This window comes from Ralstonia sp. RL (assembly GCF_001683835.1).
Lineage (GTDB): Bacteria > Pseudomonadota > Gammaproteobacteria > Burkholderiales > Burkholderiaceae > Ralstonia > Ralstonia mannitolilytica.
This window is the reverse complement of record NZ_LWRX01000082.1, coordinates 1-3,074: the sequence shown is the minus strand read 5'-3', so window position 1 is coordinate 3,074 and position 3,074 is coordinate 1. Positions and strand designations below refer to the sequence as shown.

Annotated in this window: 3 protein-coding genes; all 3 read right to left on the bottom strand. The window is 68.0% G+C overall.

The genetic code is table 11. From position 1 onward, the window contains the following. Positions 1 to 103: 103 nt before the first annotated feature. Positions 104 to 1,768: a pilus (MSHA type) biogenesis protein MshL gene (gene mshL / locus A6M56_RS08140; RefSeq protein ID WP_286758053.1), complete on the bottom strand. Its 1,665-nt coding sequence runs from the start codon at positions 1,766 to 1,768 to the stop codon at positions 104 to 106. 74 nt (positions 1,769 to 1,842) lie between these two features. Then, positions 1,843 to 2,613, bottom strand: coding sequence for a prepilin-type N-terminal cleavage/methylation domain-containing protein (locus A6M56_RS08135; RefSeq protein WP_286758052.1), 771 nt, complete (start codon positions 2,611 to 2,613; stop codon positions 1,843 to 1,845). Further along, positions 2,610 to 3,005, bottom strand: coding sequence for a hypothetical protein (locus A6M56_RS08130; protein WP_286758051.1), 396 nt, complete (start codon positions 3,003 to 3,005; stop codon positions 2,610 to 2,612). Before A6M56_RS08130 ends, A6M56_RS08135 begins: the two co-directional genes overlap by 4 nt. Positions 3,006 to 3,074 lie beyond the last annotated feature (69 nt).

The window sequence follows — 3,074 nt, the reverse complement described above, 5'->3', positions numbered from 1 at the left end:
GGCGCTTTCGCGGCGGGCGCCGGCGGTTGCCCGCTGCGCGGCAATGCATTGGTTGCGGCAGCCGCCGGCCGCTCCATTTCCTTGAGGGCGTCGTGAATCAGGCTCATAGCACCTTCACCCTCAGCACCATGATCAGTTCGCGGCTGGCATGCGTGTTCCGCTTGTTGCCGAACAGCGTGCCGAACAGCGGGATATCGGAAGCGGCCGGCGCGCCGCGGTCGTCGTCGCTGGTGCGCTGGTCGATCAGGCCGCCGATCAGCACCGTGTCGCCATCGCTCACGTTGAGCGTGGTGGTCATCCCCTTGAAATTGACGACCGGCAGCGTCACGCGGTTGCCGTTTCCGACGTCAATCAGCTGCAGGCTCTTGGCATCGACGTCGGTCTGCATCGGATGCACCATCAGTTCGATGCGGCCGTCGTCGCGCACGAACGGCACCACGCCGATCATGACCCCGGAAAATACCGCATCCGTCTGCACATCGGCGGAGGTCGTGCTGGCGCCGCCGCCCGGATTGGTCTGCGTCACGGTCGACTTGGATACATAGCGCGACGTCGTGCCGACGCTGAGCAGCGCCGGGATGCCGTTGCGCACCTGCACGCTCGGATTGGACAGCACCTTGACGTTGCCGAAGGAGCGCAGCGCCGAGAGCACGATGCCGAACGCGCCGGACTGATAGGCGGCGCCGAAGGACGGGCCGCTTTGCGAGCCGACGAGCTGCGCCGGAATGGAAAGCGTGCGCGGCGGCAGCGCAGCCCCCGGTTGCGGCAGCGCGGCCTCGACCGCATTGAGCCGCGCAGGATTGACGCCGAAGCCGGCGGCGGCATGATGGCGCAACAGGTTCCAGTCCACTCCCAGCTCGAAGCCGTCGTTGAGCTGCACGTCGATCAGCTGCGCCTCGATCTGAACCTGGCGGCGCAGGATCTTCTGCGTGCGGTCGAGCATCTTTTCGATCGAACGGATTTGCGACGGGCGCGCCATCACATACAGGCTGCCGCTGGTGCGGTTGAGGCTGTATGCCGCGCGTTTGTCCCTGGCCGTATCGTCCATTGCCGGGGCCGGCTTTTTGGCGTCGTCGGCTTCTCCCAGGATGCGCCTGACCCCGAGCTCGATCTGTTCGTACGGATCGACCTTGCTGCCGTTGTTGCCGGACAGCGTAACGTTGCCGCGCAAGGCGTTGGAGCTGCCGTTGCTGCTGTTGTTGGCGCCGAACACATTGCCGCCGGACGACACGTCCAGCGACATCGCGGTGTTGAGCAAGTCCAGCGCGAACACGCGCTCGTCCATCAGGTTCACGCGCAAGGTGTTGCCCTTGATTTCCCCCGCCAGGTCGAACGCGCGCATGACCTCGTTGAAGGCTTCGCGCAGGCTGACCTTTTTCAGGTACATGTCGGCGCGCTTGTCGAGCGCGAGCACGGCCGGCTCGACGACGAGATTCAATCCGGCCTGGTCGGCGACCGCGGCGAGCAGCTGGCCCACCGAAGCGCCCATCATGCTGACGTTGATGGTCTTGGCCTCCAGCGGGTCCAGCGCCGGCGCCACCAGTGGCAAGGCCACCGGCTGCCTGGGGGCGGACAGCTCCTTTTGCAGCGTGTCGTGGGCGGCCGAGAGCTTTTTCGACTCGGCAAGCACGTTTTCGCTCATGCGCCTGACCGCTTCGTATTCGACCTTGGGCAGGCTGTCCACGCTGCGCGGCGTGCCGGTGGCGGCGCAACCCGCCAGACAGACGGTGGCGCACAGCGCCGACAGCAGCTTCCTATGCCGCGGCACGCTTATCGGCAGCGCTTTCAGGCGGCTCGTTCTCGATGGTAAAGACTGTTTCATGCTGTTTCTTTCAATGCGTTTCAATGGTCATGGGCAGCCAGCCAGCCGGCCAGTGCGGCAAGGCTTTCCGCCGCCACGACGTCGTCACGCGTCGCGGTGGCGGCCGTACCGGGCGCCTGCGCGCACCGTCCGGACAGGAGCAGATCCGCATGCGCGCCGTCGAAGGGGTTGCCGTTTCCGTCGCGGTCGGTCACCGGCATCACCAGCATCACCGCCGGATGGCTGCGCACATTGCCGGCGCAATCGACCGCGCCCTGCGCGCCGTCGTCTCCTGTCAGGTACACATGCGTGGCCACGGGCGGCTCCGCCGCGGCGAAATTGAGCGCGGCAATCAGATCCCGCACGCTCTGGTACCCCGGGTCGCCGCTGGCGTCCGGGGGCGTCGAGCGTTCGAGGCGCAGCGTCAGATCGGCATTGCCCGCCGCCGCGAGCGGATTGCGATAGACGCCATACACGGCGCGCAAGCGGGGATTCGGTATGTCCAGCCCCAGAGTGCGGTAAGGCAGCCAGCCCGTCTCGACCCCGGGCGGGCAGGCGCCGCCGGCGTCGCCCTCCCAGCCGTCGCCGTCGGTATCCGGACACGGCAGGCGCGCGTGGGCCAGCGCAAAGGCGCGCAGCTCTTCCAGCATGACCCTGCCGTGCGCCTGCGCCGCGTCGCGATCGCGGCGGCTGGCGGCGTCGGCGAAAGGGCCGGCCCCGGACCAGATCATCAAGCCCAGCGCCGCCAGCGCCAGCGCCAGTTCGAGCAGGCTGAAGCCGCGCTGCGCGCGTTGACCGATCCTGATCATCATCTGCCGGAGGCCGGTTGCGCCGGCTTGGTGCCGACATCCATCCGCAATCCGGCCTGCTGTTGCTGGATCTGCGCGAGCAGGGCTTGCATGCGGGGCAGATCGGGCTTGCCCGGCTGCCGCGACAGCGTTTCCATTTCCTTGGCCAGCCGCTGGATTTCAGCGGCGCGAGCGAGGTTCTCGCGCAGCGCCGCCAGGTCCACCCCGGCCACATTGTTTTTCCCCTGGTTGCGCTGCAAATCGGCCAGCACGGCATCGACCTCCTGCAATGACGGGGTGCGCCCGTTCGCCATCATCGCGGCCAGGCGCCGCTGGATCTCTTCGAGGCCCGGCTTTTTGCCGCCGGCATCCTGCGCCGGCAGCGCCGCCGCCCCGGCCGGCTCGCCTTGCGTCATGCTCCATGGCGGCGGCGCCGCTTGCCCGGTGGCGGACGCCGGCACATGGGCCGGCGCGGCGGGCGGCAG

What these genes read in the sequence shown, in the direction of transcription:
- A6M56_RS08130 (WP_286758051.1), bottom strand. Translation starts at nt 3,005, where the DNA reads ATGACGCAAGGCGAGCCGGCCGGGGCGGCGGCGCTGCCGGCGCAGGAT.
- A6M56_RS08135 (WP_286758052.1), bottom strand. Translation starts at nt 2,613, where the DNA reads ATGATGATCAGGATCGGTCAACGCGCGCAGCGCGGCTTCAGCCTGCTC.